Annotated in this window: 18 protein-coding genes; 5 read left to right on the top strand and 13 right to left on the bottom strand. The window is 35.3% G+C overall.

Annotation, left to right across the window (positions count from 1 at the left end; all coding sequences use genetic code 11):
• From BMX24_RS13260 to BMX24_RS13205, 12 genes are all read right to left on the bottom strand, one after another.
• Complete coding sequence (locus BMX24_RS13260; protein ID WP_089793465.1) at positions 1-1,164, bottom strand: glycoside hydrolase family 99-like domain-containing protein; 1,164 nt, start codon at positions 1,162-1,164, stop codon at positions 1-3.
• A gap of 19 nt (positions 1,165-1,183) precedes the next feature.
• On the bottom strand, positions 1,184-2,680 hold the full coding sequence (locus BMX24_RS13255) for a glycosyltransferase family protein (protein ID WP_089793464.1): 1,497 nt from the start codon (positions 2,678-2,680) through the stop codon (positions 1,184-1,186).
• A gap of 2 nt (positions 2,681-2,682) precedes the next feature.
• Positions 2,683-3,783 carry a DegT/DnrJ/EryC1/StrS family aminotransferase gene (locus BMX24_RS13250; protein WP_089793462.1) on the bottom strand — a complete coding sequence of 367 codons (1,101 nt, stop codon included), beginning with the start codon at positions 3,781-3,783 and terminating at the stop codon, positions 2,683-2,685.
• A 3-nt stretch (positions 3,784-3,786) separates the two neighbouring features.
• Positions 3,787-4,719 (bottom strand): hypothetical protein, encoded by a 933-nt coding sequence (locus tag BMX24_RS13245; RefSeq protein ID WP_089793460.1) that lies wholly within the window; start codon positions 4,717-4,719, stop codon positions 3,787-3,789.
• A 1-nt stretch (position 4,720) separates the two neighbouring features.
• Positions 4,721-5,587 (bottom strand): GNAT family N-acetyltransferase, encoded by an 867-nt coding sequence (locus BMX24_RS21485; protein ID WP_089793458.1) that lies wholly within the window; start codon positions 5,585-5,587, stop codon positions 4,721-4,723.
• On the bottom strand, positions 5,577-5,978 hold the full coding sequence (locus tag BMX24_RS13235) for a sugar 3,4-ketoisomerase (RefSeq protein WP_089793456.1): 402 nt from the start codon (positions 5,976-5,978) through the stop codon (positions 5,577-5,579). Before BMX24_RS13235 ends, BMX24_RS21485 begins: the two co-directional genes overlap by 11 nt.
• The gene (locus BMX24_RS13230; RefSeq protein ID WP_089793454.1) at positions 5,975-7,234 is read right to left on the bottom strand and encodes an ABC transporter ATP-binding protein; all 1,260 of its coding nucleotides are present in this window, start codon (positions 7,232-7,234) and stop codon (positions 5,975-5,977) included. The genes BMX24_RS13235 and BMX24_RS13230 overlap by 4 nt, the downstream gene beginning before the upstream one ends.
• Positions 7,235-7,269: 35 nt before the next feature.
• Positions 7,270-8,118, bottom strand: a complete 849-nt coding sequence (locus tag BMX24_RS13225; RefSeq protein WP_089793452.1) for an ABC transporter permease — start codon at positions 8,116-8,118, stop codon at positions 7,270-7,272.
• 179 nt (positions 8,119-8,297) lie between these two features.
• Positions 8,298-9,161: a glucose-1-phosphate thymidylyltransferase RfbA gene (gene rfbA / locus BMX24_RS13220; RefSeq protein WP_089794683.1), complete on the bottom strand. Its 864-nt coding sequence runs from the start codon at positions 9,159-9,161 to the stop codon at positions 8,298-8,300.
• 40 nt (positions 9,162-9,201) lie between these two features.
• Positions 9,202-9,582 (bottom strand): GxxExxY protein, encoded by a 381-nt coding sequence (locus tag BMX24_RS13215; RefSeq protein WP_089793450.1) that lies wholly within the window; start codon positions 9,580-9,582, stop codon positions 9,202-9,204.
• Between the two features lie 18 nt (positions 9,583-9,600).
• Entirely contained in the window at positions 9,601-10,692 is a 1,092-nt protein-coding gene (rfbB, locus tag BMX24_RS13210; protein ID WP_089793448.1) for a dTDP-glucose 4,6-dehydratase, read from the bottom strand.
• Between the two features lie 93 nt (positions 10,693-10,785).
• Entirely contained in the window at positions 10,786-12,099 is a 1,314-nt protein-coding gene (locus tag BMX24_RS13205) for a UDP-glucose dehydrogenase family protein (protein ID WP_089793446.1), read from the bottom strand.
• A 217-nt stretch (positions 12,100-12,316) separates the two neighbouring features.
• Here BMX24_RS13205 and rimP point away from each other — a divergent pair, with 217 nt between their 5' ends.
• From rimP to infB, 3 genes are all read left to right on the top strand, one after another.
• Positions 12,317-12,784, top strand: coding sequence for a ribosome assembly cofactor RimP (rimP, locus tag BMX24_RS13200; protein ID WP_089793444.1), 468 nt, complete (start codon positions 12,317-12,319; stop codon positions 12,782-12,784).
• A 17-nt stretch (positions 12,785-12,801) separates the two neighbouring features.
• Entirely contained in the window at positions 12,802-14,037 is a 1,236-nt protein-coding gene (nusA, locus tag BMX24_RS13195) for a transcription termination factor NusA (protein WP_089793442.1), read from the top strand.
• 78 nt (positions 14,038-14,115) lie between these two features.
• Positions 14,116-17,127 carry a translation initiation factor IF-2 gene (infB, locus tag BMX24_RS13190; RefSeq protein WP_089793440.1) on the top strand — a complete coding sequence of 1,004 codons (3,012 nt, stop codon included), beginning with the start codon at positions 14,116-14,118 and terminating at the stop codon, positions 17,125-17,127.
• Positions 17,128-17,184: 57 nt separating this feature from the next.
• Here infB and BMX24_RS13185 read toward each other — a convergent pair whose 3' ends face one another.
• Positions 17,185-17,763, bottom strand: a complete 579-nt coding sequence (locus BMX24_RS13185) for a hypothetical protein (protein WP_139176845.1) — start codon at positions 17,761-17,763, stop codon at positions 17,185-17,187.
• Positions 17,764-18,060: 297 nt separating this feature from the next.
• Here BMX24_RS13185 and BMX24_RS13180 point away from each other — a divergent pair, with 297 nt between their 5' ends.
• Positions 18,061-20,862 carry a SusC/RagA family TonB-linked outer membrane protein gene (locus BMX24_RS13180; protein WP_089793436.1) on the top strand — a complete coding sequence of 934 codons (2,802 nt, stop codon included), beginning with the start codon at positions 18,061-18,063 and terminating at the stop codon, positions 20,860-20,862.
• Positions 20,863-20,876: 14 nt separating this feature from the next.
• Entirely contained in the window at positions 20,877-22,349 is a 1,473-nt protein-coding gene (locus BMX24_RS13175; protein WP_089793434.1) for a RagB/SusD family nutrient uptake outer membrane protein, read from the top strand.
• The last annotated feature ends 32 nt before the right edge of the window (positions 22,350-22,381 follow it).

The following is a 22,381-nucleotide window of genomic DNA, read 5'->3' as shown; positions in this document are numbered from 1 at the left end:
CTATTTAAAAATGTCTTTAACGGCTTCCAGATATGCGCGTCCCCATTTCCTGTTGGGTTCCATGTAGTTGCCCTCTGCCCACTCATTCCATGCATTGATGAAGAAAAGATTTTCTTCTTCGCTGTAAGGGGTAAACAGTTTTATTTTTTCTTCCACCCAATGTTTGAATAATTCGGGTGTAGAATCTTTTAAAATAACGTAATTTTTAGATTTTCTAGCGGTATTATCAAATCCGGGACAAGCGCATTTATAAAACTTATGGTATACTTTTTCAGATTTACCATGTTCAATATCAAACTCTATAAAATCTGAATATTCTATAATTTTTCCGTCGGAGTTTTCCGCTTCGGCGGTGTTTTTTAGTTTTAATTTTTTAGACCAGTGATCATAGCTTTGTTTAATAGTTGCCATACTGATCTCGTCTCTTAACGATTTATGACTTTGCTTACTCGCCAAAGATTTTTGATATTCTTTATCATTAAAAACCTTTAATCCGGAATGAGGCTGAAATTCTATGCTGGCATCAATGTTTTCAGACATAAACTCTTCTCCTCTTTCTCCAAAGCTCTCAAATCTAGTGATGTACAATTCTACGCCATTTTTTTTTGCTTCCTGTTTCCAGATTTCAGCGACTTTATCAAATTCGGGGATTTTAGTCGTTCGATACACTGCAAAAACGGCTTTCCCATCGATCTTTATGTATCTTTCATCTTTAAAGAAAGGCATTAAATAATTGATATGGGCAATATGATCTTCCATATTGTAATCCTGAGCCATTAAGATATTATTTTCTCCTCCGTCCCAGATTCTCGTCCAGTTTTCGTTTGCCCAGCAAAGCATGAAAGGAAAATCTTCCTTAGGGTTATTTAACTTCTCTTCAAGAGGTCTTTCCATTAAAAGTTTTCCGTTAAACCAATAATGATAATAACAGAACCCGTAAAAACCATATTCTTTGGCAAGCTTTTCCTGCTCCAGCCTGCAATCTGCAAGGCGAAGGTCATAAAATCCCAGATCAGCGGGAAGCTGAGGCTGATAATGCCCTTCGTACAGAGGTTTTGCCTTGGTCACATTCGTCCATTCCGTAAAGCCTTTTCCCCACCATTCATCATTTTCCGGGAACGGATGAAACTGTGGTAAATGTATGGCGATTGGTCTTAATTTCATATTTGGTTTATTTATAATATTATTTGCCTAATAAATAGCCAAGTGTTCTTTTTTTAGATAAAACTTTCACCCAAGAAGGATTATCAAAGGATAAAGCTACAACTTTCAGTTTTGATACTATTCCGAGATTTTCGGTGAATGTATAATGGTTTACATTTTTGATTTCAATTAATGAAACAATTTTTTCATCTGTGCCCTCTACATAAGTTTCATTTTGAGGGATGGCTCTTACCTTGTGTGTCTTGTTTTTTGTATTTTCTTTGCAATTCTTCAGCTTATTTTTCCAGGCTTGTAAAGAAAAATTATTTTTAAGATAAGATTCTTGTTTTGTATTTATTTCATGTCTATAGCTTTCATCGGAAATCATTTTTCCAACAGTTTCGTGCCAGTTTTCTAAATTTTCAGGATAAAAAATGCCGTTTTCTCTGTCTTCTTCAAAGACTTTATAAATATCCGAAGGATTATAATGCAATACAAACGGAATACCCGCCATTGCCGGCTCCAGCAGTGATGTAAACGACGGAACAGGAAAGCCTTCCAGATACAAATCTGTATTTTCTATAAAGCCTTTGATGTCACGTGTTGGCTCTACAAAAACCAGTCTGTCATGTTCATAGATCTTTCTGTTCGGATTATTTTGTGAAATACCAACGATTGTGAAAACAACATGATCGAATTCTTTTACAATATTCAACGCTGCTTCGTAAAAATTGTACTCCACATTCGGCTCGTATTTTGACTCTCTTCCGATGGATAAAATATTAAAAGTTTCTTTTTCTTTTTTATTTAAACTAAAAGATTCGTCGACCGGGATCGGTAGAAAAAATTGATATTCAACGGGAATATTCCTGTTTTTAGAATCTTTTTTAATATTTGATTCCCGGATTTGTAATAAATAATCAATGACAGGAGCTCCAAGCCAATACGTATGCTCAGCATGGTTGAGAAAGAAAACTGGACTTGTCAACCGGTCTGAAGAAAATACTAAAGATGGAATTGCATCATGAGGATGGATATGTAAAACAATTCTGCTGAAATTTTTTTCCGCGAGAATATCTATAATTTTTTGGGCTTTACTCAGATGGTTCGATTCTTTGTTAAAAGTGTACAGACGATCATCAATATTACAATTATAAGATGTTGCAATGTCTGTAATTTCCTTAGCATCCTGCCACGTACTTAGAAGATAATGCTTACTGTCCCGGTCATTTTCTATCCAGTTAAATAACAGCTTTGTATGACCGCCGACCTGATTTATTTCTGAAAAAATATGCAGTGTCGTATCTTCTTTTTCTGAAATAATCTGATCTTTAAAATGTAATGACTTTGCAGCAATATTCCTGATAATGGATTCAAAGTGATTTAATGTATAATATCCTGCAAAATTATACCAGGCTGAATAAGAGATTTTTTCAATATACTTCAGACAATCATCATACTTTCCGCTGTTATACAGAAGAGTAGCGATTTTCAATGTTTTCAGTAAATATTTTTTATTTTCTAATAGCCTGGACATGACTAAAATTTGTTTACAACTTCAATAATCTGTTTAATTTCATCCTCACTCATTACCGGAGAAATCGGGAAGCTTAAAACTTCATCATGAATCTTTTCACTAATAGGGAAGGATAGCTCGTTCCATTCTTTATAAGCCTGCTGCTGATGAGGTGGAATAGGGTAGTGAATCAACGTCTGGATGCCATTTTCTGTAAGGTAAGCCTGCAGCTCATCTCTTTTTTCCGAACGAATAACGAAAACATGCCATACATGCTCATTTTCATCAGAAGGATATTCCGGAAGGACGATCGTGGGATTGTTTATTTCATTAATGAAACGTTTTGCAATCTCTCTTCTGATCTTATTTTCCTGATCGATATATTTAAGTTTAACATCCAAAACAGCAGCCTGAATCTCATCAAGCCTTGAATTTAAACCTTTATAAATGTTTACATATTTTTGATTAGAACCGTAATTTGCTAAAGCTCTAATTGTTTTTGCCAGCTCATCATCATTGGTAGTCACTGCACCGGCATCACCAAGCGCTCCCAGATTTTTACCTGGATAAAAACTGAAACCTGATGCATCTCCCAGATTTCCTGTTTTTTTACCATTCCATTCTGCACCGATTGCCTGAGCATTATCTTCAATGATTTTTAATTGGTATTTTTCAGCAATTTCTTTTAATTGATCAGAAAAAACAACTCTTCCCTGAAGGTGGACGATAAGGATGCCCTTCGTTTTTGAAGTTATCTTTTCTTCAATTTTAGAAATATCGATATTGTAAGTTTCAATTTCCGGCTCTACCAGCACAGGAACAAGCCCATTATCTGATATGGCCAAAATAGAAGCAATATAGGTATTCGAAGGAACGATAATTTCGTCTCCCGGATTCATGATTCCTAGCTCGATATAACCGCGTAAAATAAGACGTAAAGCGTCTAGCCCGTTCGCTACACCAATGCTGTGTTTTGCACCAATATAATCGGAAAGATTTTTTTCAAAATTTGAAAGCTGGCTTCCCATCAGGTACCATCCAGAGCGGAATACTTCTAAAAGCTTTGCTTCAATTTCGTTTTGATATTGTAAGTTGATCTTTTGTAAATCAAGAAATTTAATCATAATTTAAAGTTTAATAGAGTAAAAATCTAAGGCAATTCCTCTTGCTCCCATGTTTTCTTTCTGCTGAATTAATCCTTCATTTAAAAATGTGCCCTGGTTTTCCGTAGAAATTCCAAAGCTGTAATATTTTCTGTCTTCGAACTTGTGTAAGAGTGTATGATTGATAAAGTCTAAAGCTCCCAGCTTTCTTCCTTCCTGAGAAGCGGCCATATATTGTGTATGAACAACATTTTCGAAATCGAAAATGACAATTCCGGCGAAAAGAATATTGTCTTTTCTGGCTTCAAATAATCTTATGTTTTCCGGAAATTTTTCTTTTAATAAAGAGATTTCCGTTACTGTATGTACGGGTTTGGTATCAAACTTCTGAAGAACTTCTGAAAGTAATGTCCAATATTCTTCAAAATTTTCGTTTTCGGAAACGATGATTTGCTTTTCTTCACATTTTCTCACCAGCTGTCTCTTGGTTTCTGAGAATCGAATCGGGCTCGAAAGATCGATGACGGACGAAATATCTCTCCTGAAAAGACTTGCCTGGCTACGGAACAGCGCATATAGATCTTCTTCCGAAGGATATTTATGAAAAATATGCGGAACAGCTTTGTAAATTATCTCATGAAAGGAAAGTTTTTGATAATATTTTTTTATTTCTTCAAAAATTTCTAGCACCTCACTGGCTTTTACATAATGAGACAAAACCAATGAGCCGAAGGTAAGCCCGCCATGAGAAATTATTTCTTTTCCGGACTCATTAGCCGGAAATACGGCTGCAATTTTATTGTTATTAAAAATTAAAAGGGAATGATCCTGAAACCGATCCGAATGATATTCCATGAAATCCCGATCAAAAAAGAAAAGTCCGTTTTTACTTTCTTTTATAAACTTATTCCAATCATCGAAATATTCTTGTGTATATTTTTTGATTTCAAAATTCATACTATAAATTTATTGACATCATCACGTTAGAATCTGTGTTTTCAGATATTGTAAATCCTGCTTTTTCGTAGGCTTTTATTGCTCTGATATTTTCCGGAATTACATTAAGATAAAGGCTTTTTAAATCAAACTGATTTTTTGCAATAGTAAAAATGAGTGTAAAGAGATCTGAGCTTAAGCCTTTTCCCCAATATTCTTTCTCTCCTATATATCCAAAATATTCTGCAGTTTTATTATCTGTGTCGATCTTTTTCAAACCGGCAACACCAATAGTTTTATTATTATATTGAATACCTTTAACCCAATATTTTGTATTATTTTCTAATCCTGAAAACCATTTTTGCTGATCTTCTTTTGAAAAATCCGGAGTACTTGTAAGGTGTTTTATTTCCGGGTCATTCAGCCAGTTCCAAGACTTTTCAAGAATACTTTCGGTATAGTCGACTATTTGTAGTTTGTTGAGGCTTAAAAAGTCGTCATAATTCCTTACATAATCCTCTTCATTGTAAGTATGAGAGGCTAAAACCAAACATATGGCTCCTGATGAAAAATTAATTTCCGAAGCCCAGATTCCCGGAGGAATATGTAACCCGATATCCGGACGATTAAGAAAAACCTGTCTTTTGAATTTTCCATCATCCAAAGAAACTTCAAAGCTTCCACTTGCTGCAATCAAAAATTGGTGGCATTCTTTGTGCGAATGTGCTCCTCTGCTTTCTCCACCGGCAATGTCGTATAAGTAAAAAACTCTTTTTACATTAAAAGGAAATGAAGAATTGTTTTCAACTACTGTAAGATTTCCTTCATCGAAACTGATTTTACCCAAATCGATGACGCTGCAATCGAATACAGAAATGCTATTTTTCATTTGCGAGAGTTTTAAATTCTTCAAAGTCTCTTATATAATCATTCTCATTGTATGGCTTATCAGATACAATAAGGGCTAATGAATTGGTGGAAAAATTTTCTAACCTTCTCCAATACATTTTCGGTACATACAATCCATAATATGATCTGTTCAGCGAAAAAGATTTTTCTTCCTTACCATCATGAATGATCACATCAAAACTTCCTGAAAGTGCAATGATAAATTCCTGCTGCTCTTTGAAGGCATGACTGCCTCTTTTTTCACCGCCGGGAACGTCATAGACCCAATATGTTCTTTCAATCTCAAAAGGAAGATTGGAAGGATATTGAAAAAAGGAGAGATTTCCTCTTTTATCATATATTTTTGGAAGTTCTATTATTTTTGGAATCATGGTGTTTGTATATTGTAATCAAAATGAGGTCTTGTAACTCCGGGGTAAATATGCATTTTGCTTCCAACTTTTACATTTTCAACCTCAAAGCCAACGAAATTGTCAATACCATATAAAAGTATGGTCTGATCTTTTCCAAAGAATAATTTGAAATAATAATTTCCGGCATTCAGTAATCCGGCCGGAATATCATATTCTACAGTGTATTCTCCTACTTTCGAATTATTACTATCTGCTACAAAAGTCCCCACATGGAAAATGACAAGTTCTTCATAGTTTTTTAACTCAAAAGTTGTATCTAAAGTAATATCCGGACAGTAATTTTCAAAAACCAATTTCACATGTACTCCCGAATCTATATCGAGGAGGTCTCCGTGAATCGGAGTTACGGAAAATTCTTTTATTCTGATATTTTCGTTTCCTAAAGCTTCATTAATATTACCATTATAACGATAAGAGCTTGCAGTAGCGCTGCTTTTTTGATATTCAATAATAGTACTCAGCATATCACCCTGATATTCTAGCATACCTTGATTGAGAAGAATCCCTTTGTTGCAAAGTTCCTTTACAGCGGTCATATTATGACTTACAAAAAGAATAGTTCTTCCTTCTCCTTTTGCAACGTCATTCATTTTTCCCAAACACTTTTTCTGGAAATCTGCATCACCAACCGCCAAAACTTCATCTACGATTAGAATTTCAGATTCGAGGTGGGCTGCCACAGCAAAGGCAAGACGTACGTACATCCCCGAAGAATATCTTTTTACGGGAGTGTCAATATATCTTTCAACACCGGAGAAGTCGACAATCTCATCAAACTTACGTTTAATTTCTTTTCTTGTCATTCCTAAAATGGCACCGTTCAGGAAAACATTTTCGCGACCCGTCATTTCAGGGTGAAACCCGGTTCCGACTTCCAACAGAGAAGCAATTCTTCCGTTGGTGTATATCTGTCCTGTGGTAGGTTTGGTTACTTTACTTAAAAGTTTTAGAAGAGTAGATTTTCCGGCACCGTTTCTTCCGATAATTCCTATGGCATCTCCTTGTTCGATTTCAAAATTGATATCGCGAAGCGACCAAACGTATTCGGAGGTTCCTTTTTTAGTCCTGTCATTAGCCTCTCCGATTTTAAGATAAGGGTCTTCTTTACCTCTTACTCTGTGCCAGAATCTGTTGAGGTCATGAGACAAAGTACCTGTACCGACCTGTCCCAGACGGTATTGTTTTGATATGTTTTCTGCTTTTAAAGCCAGCATTTTTTTAATTTAATTAGGGAAATTAATAAATTTTTTTAAACTGTATCCATAAATGTTTTTTCAACCTTGTTGAAAATAACGGTACCAATGGCTAAAAGTATTAGGATAATAGCGGTACTTATAACCAGCATCATAGGAGAAAAATCTCCCACGCCAAGCCATGCATATTTGAAGCATTCAAAAATACCTGTCAATGGGTTATAGAAAGCCAATTTTTTAAAGAATCCCGGCAAAGCTGAGGTTGGATAAATAACAGGTGTTGCATACATATATAAACTTACACCAAATCCCAAAAGCATGCTCAGGTCTTTATATTTTGTTGTGAGTGCCGAGAAGATCATTCCCACTCCGAGAGCGAATAAGGCCATTAATATAATTAAAAAAGGTGTTGCCAAAATCCAGATATTCGGCTGGATGTCTCCCTGTGAGTAATAATATGCCCAACCAAGAATGAATAATAAAAACTGTACCCCAAAACGCATCAAGTTCGAAAGAACAATGGATAAAGGAGAAACTAATCTGGGAAAATATACTTTCCCGAAAATACTGGCATTTCCTATAAATGTGGAAGATGTTCCCAGAAGACATGCAGAAAAGTAATTCCAAAGGGTCACTCCGGCAAGATAGAAAAGCAATGGCGGCGCTCCGTCTGTAGGGAGATTAGCAATTCTTCCGAAAACTATTAGATAAACAATAGTTGTAAGAATGGGATTTACAAAAAACCAGATTGGTCCTAAAATCGTTTGCTTAAAACTGGAGACGAAATCTCTTTTTACAAACATGTAAACTAGATCTTTGTATCTCCATACTTCTTTTAGTTTTAAATCGAATAAAGAATGGTTGGCTTCAATTGTTTCAGTCCACTTTTGTTGTGGTTCATTCATCTGTGTGAAAATTTTAATGCAAATTTATAATATTTAATCTATTTGATATTTTCTGTGTTATGAATTATTATTCACATAAAACAGGAAAATAACAACTAATATATTAATATTTGTTGTTACAAACAAAAACTATTAGTCATAAAGGTAATAGTTTTAAAATTTATTAATATTAAGGCTGCTTATTTGTTAATTAATTGTTTTAAGTATTCACCGTATCCGCTCTTTCCATATTTGGTAGCAGTTTCCAGGAGCTTTTCTTCATTAATGAATTTATTTCTGAAAGCGATTTCTTCAATACATCCGATTTTGAAGCCTTGCCTTTTTTCAATGACTCTTACAAATTCTGAAGCGTCGTTCAGGGAATCGAAAGTTCCCGTATCGAGCCAGGCCGTACCTCTGTCGAGAACGCCCACTTCCAGTTTTCCTTTTTGAAGGTAAACGTTGTTTACATCAGTGATTTCGAGCTCTCCTCTTGCAGAAGGCTTGATGTTTTTAGCGATTTCCACTACTTCATTGTCGTAAAAATAGAGTCCGGGAACGGCGTAATTTGATTTTGGTGTTAAAGGTTTTTCTTCAATAGAAACAGCCTTAAAATCATCATCAAATTCCACAACTCCATATCTTTCCGGATCTGAAACGTGGTAGGCAAAAACAACGCCTCCATCAGGATTTGTTTTGTCTTTAAGTAAAGTTCCCATTTCGGAACCGTAAAAAATATTATCACCCAAAACCAATGCCGCAGCATCGTCACCAATGAATTTGTCTCCCAAAATGAAAGCCTGCGCGAGACCATCTGGACTTGGCTGAACTACATACTCAATATTGCAGCCGATTTGGGAACCGTCTCCTAATAATTTGACGAAACCGGGCTGGTCATGCGGTGTGGTGATAATTAAAATGTCTTTTATTCCCGCTAACAATAAAGTTGACAACGGGTAATAGATCATGGGTTTGTCGTAAACAGGCATTAATTGCTTGCTGACTGCGATGGTAAGAGGGTAAAGTCGGGTTCCGGAACCTCCGGCTAATATTATTCCTTTCATTTTTTTTTCAAATTTCACGAATATTTCGAATTCGCGGTGTTTATAAATTTATGATACGCTTGTATTTTAATGACTTTTCTCCAAAGTTAATAAGAATGCCTAGTTTTTTATTAGTTGCTTTCAGGTAATTAAGAAGCTGACTGGAAAAATTATCGTGTAAAAATGTTGCTGATTTCAGTTCTATTATAATTTCATTATAACATACATAATCAGCCTTGTACTTTTTACTCAATTCTTCACCTTTAAAAAATATTTTAAGCAATTTTTCTTTTTCGTAAGGAATATTATTTTTTATAAATTCCTTTTCAAGAATTTCACTATACACTGCTTCTGCAAAACCATTTCCTAATGTGTTGTGGATCTCCATACAAATTCCGATTATTTTATAACTTTCGTCTTTGTAAAGAATTTTTTCGTTCATTAATTAGTAAAATTCGTTTTAATTCGGCTCATTTGTATATTGCGAAGCATAATATTTCTGATAATCTCCGCTGGTTACATGCTCAAGCCATTCCTTGTTTTCAAGATACCAGTCGATGGTTTTTCCTAAACCTTCTTCGAAAGTTACAGACGGTTTCCAGCCTAACTCTTGATTTAGTTTTGTGGCATCAATGGCGTAGCGTTTGTCGTGACCCGGTCTGTCTTTTACAAAGGTGATCAGTTTTTCAGAATAGCCTTCCGGTCTTCCTAACTTGGCGTCCATCTGCTTGATCAATTCCTTTACCAGATCAATATTCTGCCATTCGTTGAAACCTCCGATGTTGTAGGTTTCACCGGTTTTAGCTTCATTAAAAATTTGGTGAATACCTTTTGCGTGATCGATTACAAATAACCAGTCTCTTGTATATTTTCCGTCACCATAAATAGGCAAAGGTCTTTCATTAATGATATTTGAAATACAAAGCGGAATCAGTTTTTCAGGGAAATGATTCGGTCCGTAATTGTTTGAACAGTTTGAAATGATGAACGGCATTCCATAAGTATTTCCGTACGCTCTCACCAAGTGGTCGGAAGCCGCTTTTGAAGCCGAATATGGAGATTGCGGATCGTAAGAAGTCGTTTCTAAAAAGAATCCCGTTTCGCCTAAACTTCCGTATACTTCATCGGTCGAAACATGATAGAAAAGATTTGTTCTCTTCTCATCCGGAAATCTTCCGTGGGTGTGATCCGGATTTAATGTCCAGAATTCTTTACAAAGATTCAAAAGATTGGCTGTTCCGTTTACGTTGGTATTAATAAATGCCATCGGATCTGTGATGCTTCGGTCTACATGACTTTCGGCAGCCAGGTGTACAACTGCATCAGGATTATATTTTTCGAATACTTTTCTTAATTCTTCAGGTTTTGTAATGTCTGCTTTTTCGAAAACATAATTGGGTTCGTTTTCAATGTCCTTTAAGTTTTCAAGATTTCCTGCATAAGTAAGAGCGTCAAGATTGATGATCGTTGTATTCGGATTGTTTTTTACAAATTCTCTTACAACGTGGGAACCAATGAATCCTGCTCCTCCTGTAATGATTATATTTTTCATAAATTATGCTTTTGGCCATCTGCTCATAGCTTTTGGCTTTTGGTTAAAGTTTAAAATTAATGATAAATTTTTAAAGCTAATAGCAAATCGTGTTTATCTGCCAATTGTTCTTCGCCCGATACTCTTATAAAAGAAGCCATTTTGTTCCGGAATTTCCAGTGGATACATATTTCTTCCGTCAAAAATAACCTTATTCTTCATTTTTTCAGCCATCAGACTAAAATTCGGGTTTTTAAATTCAGGCCATTCTGTTGCAATGAATAGAGCATCTGCATTTTCCAATGCTTCGTACATACTTTTTGCATACTGGATTTTATCTCCTAAAATCTTTTGTACATTGTCTTCTGCAATGGCGTCGTACGCTACGATTTTTGCTCCTTTCTTTAATAAAAGATCAATATTGTCTAGTGAAGAGGCTTCACGGATGTCGTCTGTATTTGCTTTAAAGGCCAATCCCCACATCGCGATGGTTTTTCCTTCAATATTTCCGCCGAAATATTTTTCAATTTCAGAAACAAGGATTACTTTCTGGGCGATATTTACATTTTCTGTCGCTTCCAAAATCTGGAAATTAAAATCTTCCTGCTTCCCAGACTTGATCAACGCTTTTACGTCTTTCGGAAAACAGCTTCCGCCATATCCGATCCCCGGAAATAAAAATCTGTGCCCGATTCTGTCGTCACTTCCCATCCCCAGTCTTACTTTATCTACGTCTGCACCTACTTTTTCGCAGTAGTTGGCAATTTCATTCATAAACGTAATTTTTACCGCTAAGAATGAATTGGCAGCATATTTTGTAAGCTCAGAAGATTTTTCGTCCATGAAAATAATCGGAACACCGGTGTTGGTAAATGGCTGATAAATTTTTGCCATAATCTCTTTTGCCTTGTCAGAGCTGCATCCTACAACGACTCTTGCAGGATTCATAGAATCTTCCACAGCAAAACCTTCCCTTAAAAATTCCGGATTGGAAACTACGTCAAAAGGAATTTGAGTCTTTGAAGCAATAACTTCTCTTACTTTGTCTGCTGTACCTACGGGAACTGTACTTTTGTTGACCACAACTTTATATCCGGTCATCATTTCTCCGATATCGTTGGCTACCTTTATCACATAAGAAAGGTCTGCAGATCCGTCTCCTCCCGGCGGAGTAGGCAAAGCCAGGTAAATAACTTCGCTTTTGTCTAATGCTTCTTTTAAATCAGTAGTAAAGAATAATCTTTCTGCCTGAATGTTTCTCAGGAACATTTCTTCAAGGTTCGGCTCATAGATGGGAACAACGCCGTTTTTCATACCTTCTACTTTTTTCTCATCAATATCTACACAGTATACTGAATTGCCAAGTTCTGCTAAGGTAGTTCCTGTAACTAATCCTACATAACCTGTTCCTACAATAGTAATATTCAAAATGTATGTTTTTAAAAATTCATGACAAAAATAATAAAAATACCATCACAACGACTTTTAATTTAATGTAAATAAAAATTAACTTATCCGCTTGATAATAAGATGATTTTGCTTTTTTAATAAAAATTCGTATATTTGCATTGGATTTACGGTAAAACATGCGAAGGCCTTCGGAAGAAAGCCTTTTTTCGTACAGTAAATCAAGATTAAGTAAGATATGGAGTTTAGAAAAAGAATTGAAGAATTATTAAATGAATTCCTTGAAACCAGAAAAGATTTATTTCTTATAGATTTAAAAATTTCTGCGGGGGATGACATCACAGTGATTTTAGATGGTGACAACGGGGTTTCTTTGCAGGACTGCCTGGATGCAAGCCGTGCAATAGAATTCAATATGGATCGTGAAGAGCACGATTTCAGCCTGCAGGTAATGTCTGCAGGATTGAGCGAGCCTCTTTCAACTCCGAGACAATTTGCCAAAAATATGGGAAGAGAGATTGAGGTTTTACTCAATGACTCTACGAAAATTGAAGGGGAACTGGCAAAAATAGATGAAGAAAAAATCACGCTTATCCTGCGTTATCGCAAGCCGAAAGATATTGGCAAAGGAAAAGTAGATGTGGAGGAGGAAAAAGAAATTCCGTACTCTGAGATTAAGAAAGCACTAGTAACAATTAAATTTTAAAAAAGAAAAAAGAATAAATGGACAATATAGCGTTGATTGAATCCTTTGGTGATTTTAAAGACGAAAAAGGGATCAGTAAGATTGATCTTATGGCAATTATTGAAGATTCACTGAAGACACTTTTGAGAAAAAGATACGATTCGGATGATCATTTTGATGTGATTGTAAACCCTGATAAAGGAGATTTTCAGATATTTTTAAATAAAACGATTGTAGAAGACGAGATGTCGGAAGATGATGATTTGGAAATCGAAATCTCTGAGGCTAAGAAAATCGACCCTACTTTTGAAGTGGGAGAAGACTTTACAATGGAAATTCCTGTTGCTCAGTTGGGAAGAAGAAATATCCTTACTTTGAAACAGATTTTAGCTACAAAACTACAAGAGCACAACAATGCAATGTTGTACGAGCAGTTTAAAGACAGAATCGGGGAGATCGTAGTGGGAGAAATCCACCATATCCGTCACAAGCACGTGATTTTGCTGGATGATGAAGGAAATGAATTTATTTTGCCTAAAGAAAATCAGATTCCATCCGATTTCTTTAAAAAGGGTGAGAATATCAGAGCTATTGTGGAGACAGTAGACTTCAAAGGTTCAAAACCGCAGATTATTATTTCCAGAACTGCACCTAAATTCCTAGAGAAATTATTAGAGCTGGAAATTCCTGAAATCCAAGATGGTACTATCATGTTGAAAAAGGTAGTGAGAATTCCTGGTGAAAAGGCGAAGATTGCAGTAGATGCTTACGACGACAGAATCGATCCTGTAGGTGCTTGTGTGGGTGTGAAGGGATCAAGAATTCACGGCGTGGTAAGAGAATTGAGAAATGAAAACATCGATGTTATTCAGTGGTCGAAAAACCCTGAGATTTTGGTGAAGAGAGCTTTAGGAAATGTGACGATCAATAAAATTGATATCAACGAGCAGCAAGAATATGCTTTGGTATATACGCCTGTTGAAGAGATTTCTAAAGTAATCGGAAAACAAGGTCAGAATATTAGACTTGCTTCTTGGTTGACAGGTTATGAAATTGATGTGCATAGAGAATCCAACGAAGATGACGATGTTGAACTTACAGAATTCAACGATGACATCGAAGAATGGATTTTGGATGAGTTTAAGAAAGTAGGTCTTACTACTGCGAAATCAGTATTGGATAAAGAAACGGAGAGTCTATTGAATATGGTTGACCTTGAAGAGGAAACTATTGAAGAAGTTAAGCGTATTCTTAGAGAAGAATTTGAAGATTAAGATTTTTAAATAAATTTTAATAAACAGTAAAAAAGAAATACTTTAATTTTAAGAATTAAAAAACAGTAAATAATATAGATGCCAAAAATTAGATTAAATAAAGCGGTAAAGGAATTCAACATTTCGATGTCCAGATTAGTAGAGTTTTTACAATCAAGGGGTTTCGAGGTTGAAAGCAATCCTAACGCTCAATTGGAAGAAGCGGCATATTCTGCATTGGAAGCTGAGTTTGCTAAAGACGGCGAACAACGCAAGGCTTCCCATGAGGTGGTGATCACAAAAGTTCCCGAAGAAAAACTGGAAATTGAAGAAAAGAAAACCCCTGAAGTAATAAGAGCTAAAGCAAATAAACCAGAAACTAAAATTTTAGGTAAAATAGACCTTGAGCCTAAGGCACCTGAAGTGGAAGAAACTCCTGCTCCTGAACCTGCTCCACAACCAAAACCAGAGACAACACCGGTAGTGGAAGAGAAGAAAGAAGAAGCAGCGCCTGCTCCTGAAGTAAAGGCGGCTCCTGAAAAACAGGAATTCAAAGTTCTGGATAAAATAGATTTGTCTCAAATAGAATCTAGAAACAGACCTGTGAAAAAAGACAAACCAAAAGTAGAGGAGAAAAAAGCAGAGGAAAAACCAACTGCAGAGCCTGTAAAAGAAGCTCCAAAACCGGTTGTGGAAACTCCGGCTAAACCTGTAGAGGTAAAAGCTGAGCCTGCAAAAGCTGAGGAAGTATCTCAGGAACCTCAAAAAATTGAAACAGTTTATCAGAAACTAGACGGCCCGAAAATCGTCGGTGAAAAAATTGACTTAAGCCAATTTGCTGATAAATCTAAAGGCGCCGGTGCTAAAAAGAAAAGAAAGAGAATTGAAAAACCTGGAGGTCAAAACAACCAACAAGGTGGTAACAATAATCAGCAAGGCGGAAATAACAACAATAACCAAGGTGGAGGCCAAGGAAACCGTCCGAATAACGGTGGACAAGGCGGAAACAGAAACCAGGGACAAGGCGGCCAAGGAAACCGTCCTCAAGGTCAGGGTGGACAAGGCGGCGGAAACCGTTTTGGAAATAATAACCAAGGAAACCGTCCACCAGGTCAGGGAGGAAATCGTCCTCCAGGACAAGGCGGCGGAAACCGTTTCGGAAACAACAGACCGGGGCAAAGAACCATGCCTGTTGAATTAACGGATGAGCAAGTTAAAAACCAGATCAAGGAAACCCTTGAAAAATTAACCAATAAAGGAGGTAAATCTAAATCTGCTAAACACAGAAAAGATAAGAGAAACTTCCGTAGAGAACAGGACGAACGCCAGCAAGAGCTTGAAGCACAAGACAGAACGCTGAAAGTAACGGAATTCATCACGGTTGGTGAATTGGCGAGCTTAATGAACGTTTCTCCGACAGAAGTAATTTCTGCTTGTTTCTCACTGGGTGTAATGGTTACGATGAATCAAAGACTTGAAGCTGATACCTTATTATTAGTAGCTGATGAATTTGGATATAAAATCGAATTCTCGGATGCTGATCTTGAAGAAACAGACGCTGAAGAAGAAGTTGATACTGAAGAAAGCTTATTGCAAAGAGCTCCTGTAGTTACTGTAATGGGACACGTTGACCACGGTAAAACCTCATTATTGGATTACATTAGAAAAACTAACGTAATTGCAGGTGAATCCGGAGGTATTACTCAGCATATCGGTGCTTATAACGTGAAACTGGAAAATGGACAAAGAATTACATTCTTAGATACTCCAGGTCACGAAGCGTTTACAGCGATGAGAGCCAGAGGTGCTCAGATCACGGATATTGCAATTATTGTAATTGCTGCTGATGATGATGTGATGCCACAAACAAAAGAAGCTATTGCTCACGCTCAAGCTGCACAAGTTCCAATGATTATCGCAATCAATAAAGTTGATAAACCTAATGCGAATCCTGATAACATCCGTCAACAGCTTTCAGGCTTAAACCCTCCGGTTTTAGTAGAAGAGTGGGGTGGAAATGTTCAGGCACAAGAGATCTCAGCTAAATTCGGTAATAATGTAGATGTATTGTTGGAAAAAGTTCTATTACAAGCTGAAATGCTGGAATTAAAAGCAAATCCTGAGCGTTCAGCAAATGGAGTTGTTATTGAAGCATCTTTAGATAAAGGTAGAGGTTATGTGGCAACAATGCTGGTACAAACCGGAACTTTAAGAGTTGGAGACTATGTGGTAGCAGGTAAAAATCACGGTAAAGTAAAAGCTTTGCTTGATGAAAGAGGAAAAAATCTTACAGAAGCGGGTCCATCAATTCCTGCAACGATCTTAGGATTGGACGGGGCGCCTACTGCAGGTGATAAATTCCGTGTATATGCTGATGAAAGTGAAGGTAAGGCTATTGCCAATAAGAGAGAACAATTACAGAGAGAATTATCAATCAGAACTAAAAAACATACGACACTTGAAGAATTGGGTAGACGTATTGCTTTAGGAGAATTCAAAGAATTGAATATTATCCTGAAAGGAGACGTGGATGGTTCTGTAGAAGCTCTTTCTGATCAGTTACAAAGATTATCAACAGAAGAAATCAGTGTTAAAATTCTTCACTCCGGAGTAGGTCAGATTACTGAATCTGATATCAACCTGGCTGCAGCGTCAGATGCAATTATCATCGGATTCAACGTAAGAGCTGGTGCTAATGCAAAAGAACTTGCAGACCGTGAAGAAATTGAAATCAGAACATATTCTGTAATCTATAAAGCAATCGATGAAGTAAAAGAAGCGATGGAGGGAATGCTTTCTCCGGAAATTCAAGAGCAGGTAATTGGTAACGTGGAAATCAGAGAAGTATTCAAGATTTCTAAAGTTGGAACAATTGCAGGTTGTATGGTTCTTTCAGGAAAAGTAACAAGAAATTCTAAAGTAAGAGTACTAAGAGACGGTATCGTAAAATTCGACGGAGAGCTGGAAAGCTTGAAGCGTTTCAAGGACGACGTTAAAGAAGTAACAAAAGGTTACGAATGCGGATTGAACTTGAAAGGATACAATGACATCGAAATCGGAGATATTCTTGAAGTATATGAAGAGGTAGCTGTTAAAAAGAAATTGAAATAACTCTACTTTTTTGAGATAAATAAAACCCCACTTGTTTTTTAAGTGGGGTTTTTGTTTTTAGTTTTGATTTATAAAGTTTGTTAATTTTATTAAATCTTCATCTCTATCAAATTTAATTTTATTAGATTTAAAGAAAGTACTTAAAACTTCTTTTTTATCTGGAAACTGTTCAAGGGTTTCTTTTTGATTTTTCAATTTCTTAATAGAGCCATCTTCTTTTTTTATGAAATAAATGGGATCTTGGGTTTTAAAAGAAGCGGGGGTATCGCTCGCATAGGAATTTGCTGCAGAAACAAAATCTTTAAAAACTGTTTTTATTTTTTTGTAAAGCGAGTTTTTTCCATTTACAAGTTCAATAGAGTATCCACCTAAATCATCTTTGTTTTCGAACAATATAAAAGTCTGTTTTGGGGACTTTATTTCAATTCTCGAAAATTTGCTTTCTTTTGGAAGGACAAGTATTTTCCCTTCTTTTTGAAATTCAATTTCGTCTTTATAGCTATTATATCTTACGGGAACTTCTTCATAATCATTAGCTACTTTTGCTTTATAAAAAGCTTTATCAAGATACGGGGAGCCTTTTATCTCATCATAAGTAAGGCTTATGAAATTGAATATTATATGTTTGTCAACCAATTTATAACATGACAACATTGTTGATTTAATTTCTTCCTTTTGTTAAGATTGATTCAAAAAATACGTTAAATTTAGAATTGTTATAAATAATTAAAAATTTAATAATTAAAATTAGTTAAATGACCATTAGATAGTAAATATTTAATTGTTATTTAAAAATAATTTTTGATATTGTTATTTTTTACTATAAAGAGTTAAATTTTATTTTAAATGTAATATAATTTAAAGGTTAAAAAAGTTGCTAGTGTTAATATTTATTAACATATTTGCTTTCTTAAAATATTAAAATTTGTTAATATGAATGTGAAATTACGTGTATTGAGTGCTGGAGTTTTGTTCTTCTTAGGACAAACAACTTTTGCACAAAAAACAAAAACAGATACTCTTCCAAATGAAAAACAAATAGAAGAGGTTGTAGTTACTGGTTATCGAACTAAAAAGGCGGATGAAATTACTCAAGCCCAATCTGTTATTGGTAGCGAAGAGATGAAACAACAGTCGAATACTTTGTCTTTAACAAACATGTTACAAGGGAAAGCTCCGGGTGTATTTGTCCAAACACTAAGTGGCCAACCTGGTAGTGCTGGGTCAATTACAATTAGAGGATTTTCAAACTTTTCTAATACAGGTGCTTTAGTTGTTATTGATGGTCAGTATTCATCCTTTGCACAATTAAATGCTTTAAATCCTAGTGACGTAGAATCACAAGTAATTCTAAAAGATGCTGCTGCAACTGCTCAATATGGTTCTAGAGCTGCTGGAGGGGTTATTGTAGTAACTACGAAAAGAGGAACAAGAGGAAAAACTAATTATAGTTTTGAATCGAGATACGGAACATCATGGAAGGTTTCAGATAAAGAGATGAATTTCCAAATGATGGATGCTGGTCAAAAACTAGCATGGGAAAATGCAATAGCCCCTCAGGTAGGTAATACTCCATGGACTGATGCTGAAGTAGCTGAATTGACTGCATTGAACCATAATTGGGAAAAGGATGTTCTAAGAAACTCTAGTGAAGAATCATATTTCTTTACTGCAAATGGAGGAACGGATAAAAGTTTATTTTATTATTCATTAGGATATGATAGTAATACAGGTATCATCCAACATTTGAATGCCTTGAAAAGATATAGTGCAAGATTTAATTTTGAAAACCAATTGAGTGATAAAATTAGAATAGGAATTAATTCTTCTGTGCAGTATCAGCAAACTCAAAATCAAAGAGATTTAAATAATGCTCAGAATCCATTCAATTTTATGTATTCTGCGAATCCTTATGAACCTGTTTTCTTAGCAGATGGTAGTTATAACCCTACAAGTGCGGGCTTCCCTGTTCTAGAAGCGCTACAAAGAAACAGATCTAACAATAGTAATCTTAGGATAAATGCTAATATTTTTGGAGAATATAAATTTACTGATTGGTTGAAATTTAGATCTTCATTATTCAATACATTCGCACAATTAAAGGGTAAATCAATATTAGAACCAGGTTCATATCTAGATGTTATTTTAGGTTTGAATGGTCAGGTTAGCCAATCTAACAATGATTTATACTATCTTACAGCAAATCAAAGATTAGATTTTGATAAGAAATTTGGATTGCATAAAGTTAGTGCAACAGCATTCTTTGAATATAGTACTGAAGATACTAACACAATGACGGCAACAGGCAGGAATTATAGAACTCCTGGTCTAGATATTTTAAGTAACATGGTTACTCCTTTCGCAACAACTGGTGGAAGAACTCAGACTAGAAGAACATCTTTGGCAATGTTAGCTGATTATAATTATGATTCAAGATACATATTAAGTGGATCTATTAGAAGAGATGGTAGTTCAAGGTTTGGTTTAGATAACCAGTATGGTGTTTTTTGGAGTGCAAGTGCTGCATGGAATATTGCTAAAGAATCATTTATAAATATTCCTAATTTAAATGCTTTGAAGTTGAGAGCTTCTTATGGTATTGCCGGAAATGATGCTCCAATTCCTGACTATGTAAATCAACCTTATGTAGGATTTGGGTTATATGGTCCTGGAGCAACTACAGTAGTGCCTACAACTGTAGGGAATAAATTATTGGAATGGGAAAAAGTTAAAATCACAAACTTTGGTTTAGATTTTAATTATCTTAATAGATTTAGAGGATCTGTGGAATACTTTATTAATAAAAGAAGTGATTTCTTACAGCTAATTCCAAATGCAACAGTACAGGGTAGTTATACAGTATATGATAATGCAGGAGAGTTAGAGAATAAAGGTATTGAAGTAGATCTTTCTGCAGATGTTATTAGAAAACAAGATTGGGGTTTCCAATTAAGAGGAAATTACTCTAACATCAAAAATAAAATTTTAGCACTAAGAGAAGGTGAGACGTCTAGAAATATTGGAAATAACAACAAACTTGAAGTAGGTGAAATGCCATATTACTTCAGAATGGTAAGAAATGCTGGCGTTAATCCTGATACTGGTGAGGCATTATATTATACAACTCGTACTACAGCCAATCCTGGTGAAACTTTCTATGATTTGCCGGGAGGTAGAGCTACAAACGTATACTCAACAGCAGATATTCAAGATATTAAAGATAAATCACCTTATCCTAAATATTTTGGTGGATTTGGAGCAACATTTACTTATAAGAAGTTTAGTGTTATCGCAGACTTTACATATAAATTTGGAGGATATGCTGTAAATAATGAAGCTCTTAATAGACTTGATCCATCGCAGTATAATACTAATAAGTCGGTTGATGCTATAAACTATTGGAGAAATCCAGGAGATACGAATGTTCTTCCTGCTCCTACTCCAGATGGAATATGGATGACAGATTATTTCTTACAAAAAACAGATTATATCAGATTTAGAAGTTTAAATGTAGGATATACTTTTGATAAAGATTTTCTAGGAGAAAAAATTCCATTAAACTCTATTAGAGTTTATGCTCAGGCCCAGAACTTAGTTTTGTGGACAAAATTCCAAGGCGATCCGGAGGTTGCTGTAGGTTCTGGAGAAGGTAATACAGATGTGCCGGGATCTTATACATTATATACATATCCAACTCAAAAAACTGTAACTTTTGGTGTTGAATTACAATTTTAAACTTAGTTAAGATTATGAAAAATAAAATATTAAAAATAACAATATTAAGTGTTTTTACATTAGGAATTTTGTCTTCTTGTGAAAGAGAGCTAGACCAAGCATCTTATAGCCAAATTCCACTTGATGAAGCGATGGATGGTAGTAGCCAAGCTAACTTTACTCAGGCTATTAATGGTGCATATACTGCAATTAAAGGGACAGGTTATTTTTCAGTAGATACTGGAAATCAAATTATTGTTCCTGATTTAACAACTGATAATTTAATTTATAACCCACAGGGCAGATCTTCAAACTTTACTGCATATAACTGGAGTTTTTCTCCAAATAACGGTTCTGTAACGGGATTATTCACTCAAGCATATTTTGTTATTTCTAGAGCAAATATGCCATTAAGTTATATAAATAATCTTCCTGTTGGAGCATTCAGAAATAATATTGAAGGTCATGCTAGAGCAGTAAGAGCAGCAGCTCATTTTGATTTAGTAAGAGCATATTGTAAAATACCTACCCAATCTGCTGATGCAAATACTTCTTTAGGAATTCCTTATATCACACAGTTTAATCCTCTTGATAATTCTGTAACAAGAAACCTTACTGTGGCGCAAGTTTATGATAACATTATTAATGATTTGAATTTTGCTGTAAATAATATTACTGATACACCTGCTGACAAGTCTAAATTTTCTAAAGCTGCGATTTACGGACTTTTATCTAGAGTATATCTATATAAAGGAGACTATAACAATGCGGTTTCTGCTGGAAACTCAAGCATTGCTTTGTCACCAAGCGTTGGCGCAATAGGAACATTTACAAATATTTGGGCATCTAATAATGTTGATGGAGTTCTTTTTAAAGTTCTTAATTCAACTCAGGAAAATATTACCGTAGGTGTTGCTTATCAACAAGGAGCAACCGCAACAGGAGGAAACATAAGATCTGAATATGTAGTGCCAAAATCTTTAAATGATTTGTACACGGCAAATGATATTAGAAAAACAGCTTACATTAGAACAAGTGCTTATCAAGGTGTTCAAAGAAATCACGTTATTAAATGGGCGTTTAATACTGGAGGAGCTACTCCTTTAAATGTTGTAGAAGTTAAGTATTTAAGAACTGCTGAAGTATATTTGAATGTTGCTGAAGCTGCTTACAAATTAGGAAATGAGACATTAACAAACACTGTATTGAATACATTGAAAACTCAAAGATATTCAGGATATGCTCCTGTAACATTAACAGGTACTGCTCTTTGGAATGAAATTATGTTGCAAAGAAGACTAGAATTAGCTTTTGAGAATGATAGATATTATACTTTCAAGAGATTAGGCCTTACTATGCAGAGAACGGGTGAAGGACCAAATATTGATGGTTCTGGTACAGCTTCTGTTGTTCAGACTATTTTGCCGAGTGATACAAGATGGCAATGGCCAATCCCTCAGTCAACAATTAATGTTACTCCAACATTCCAACAAAACCCTGGTTACTAATTAAAAAACAACCATACAACAACCCCGTCTCA

This window comes from Chryseobacterium wanjuense (assembly GCF_900111495.1).
GTDB classification, from domain to species: Bacteria; Bacteroidota; Bacteroidia; order Flavobacteriales; family Weeksellaceae; genus Chryseobacterium; species Chryseobacterium wanjuense.
Note: the sequence above shows the minus strand (reverse complement) of the source record. Positions and strands in the feature narration are given on the sequence as shown.